The organism is Sporocytophaga myxococcoides (assembly GCF_000775915.1).
Classification (GTDB): Bacteria; Bacteroidota; Bacteroidia; order Cytophagales; family Cytophagaceae; genus Sporocytophaga; species Sporocytophaga myxococcoides_A.
Genome location: NZ_BBLT01000030.1, coordinates 1 through 1491 on the forward strand (window position 1 = coordinate 1; position 1491 = coordinate 1491).

At 42.6% G+C, this 1491-nt stretch carries 2 protein-coding genes; both read right to left on the minus strand.

Translation table 11 applies throughout. From position 1 onward, the window contains the following. Nucleotides 1-489 (minus strand): IS91 family transposase (locus tag MYP_RS24545; RefSeq protein ID WP_045470038.1); only part of this gene is annotated, 489 nt, incomplete at its 3' end. A gap of 5 nt (nt 490-494) precedes the next feature. Continuing rightward, nucleotides 495-1337, minus strand: a complete 843-nt coding sequence (locus tag MYP_RS24550; protein ID WP_081990664.1) for a tyrosine-type recombinase/integrase — start codon at nt 1335-1337, stop codon at nt 495-497. Between the last annotated feature and the right edge of the window lie 154 nt (nt 1338-1491).

The following is a 1491-nucleotide window of genomic DNA, read 5'->3' on the forward strand; positions in this document are numbered from 1 at the left end:
TGGCACAATACAATGCAGATGGGGATGCAAAGAGAGTGTTTGTCCCCATGTATGAAGAATACAGATCATTCCGGTCTTTGCGCCCAGATGTTTATGGTCGAGAGCAAATGTCTGAATCGTATCCCATGCAGCTTCAAAGAGCGTATTATAAAGAAGAGCAGGCTTATGCATGGCAATGTTATTCAGCTCTTGAGGGAGCGTAAATGCCACATGAAAGTATGGCACAGGCAAGAGTTCCTGCTGTCTGCTTTGTATCCATTCTTCTCTTTTCCTACCCTGGCACTTGGGACAATGTCTGTTTCTGCAGCTATTGTAACTTATGCGCACGTTTCCACAGGAAGAACAAGCATCCATGTGTCCACCCATCTCAGCAGTCCGGCATCTTTTAACAGCGCCGAGCGTGCGCAGTTGCCAAGAGTTGATCTGGGAATGCTCCACTTGTTGCCAATGCGCTTTAAGTACATGGGCTACTTCGAAAGAAGGCTTCATCTAAGTTAAGACTTAGGATAAAGTGTATCAAGTGGACTAAAAGGTTTTACCCGTCCCGACTGAGCGACGTGAAGATAGATGAGCGTGGAGTCAATGCATTCATGGCCAAGGAGATCTTTGATGGTCATAATATCTAGGCCATCTTCCAGTAGGTGCGTGGCATATGTATGTCTGAGTGTATGTACAGTTACAGGTTTAATAATCCCTGCATCTTTACATGCCTGAGCAACGGCCCATTGTACACCTTTCTGAGAATACCTGCTGTCGAAATCGCCGCCGGCTCTTCCGTTGGGCTGTCCGTTAAAAAGCCATTGATGAGGATTTTCTGCGAGTATGTATTTTTGAAGGCCTCTAATGAGAATGTCACTCAAAGGAACATACCTGTCTTTTTTGTTTTTTCCTTGTTTAACATGAAGTACTTTTCGCTGAAAGTCGAGATCTTCGATCCTGATATTGCGAACTTCAAAGCATCGAAGACCGCACCCGTACAATAAGCCGATTAGTATTCTGTGCTTTAGTAGTTTAGGAGCTATTAATAAACGTTTTACCTCATCTCTGTTAAGTATTACAGGAAGTTTTTTGTCTTTTTTGATGGAGGGCAGTTCTATGTGTTTGTCTTTGAGTCCTTCCATACGAAAGGCAAACCTGAGACCGTAGACTGTATGTTTAAAATAAGAATTGGAAGGGGTATTGTGCTGTTGCTGTAAAAGATAGAGGTAATCATCAATCTGATCAGAGTCGAGCAAGGTAGGCAGGCATTGGAAATGGAGTGCCATTTTAGCCAGATGAAGAGAATAGTTTCTAAGGGTGCTATTGCTTTTGCCGGAGAGAGAGACTTTTTGTCGCATCTTCTGGTATAGATCACCAAAACCTGGTATCTTAGCAATAGCAGTGTCAATTAAGGAGCAATCTTTTTTTTCATAACAGTAAGAGGTTTGATTAAAGTTTTGTACCCTAATTTAACACTGCTACTTTGAAAAACTACCGAAGGTTAAGTGCAAC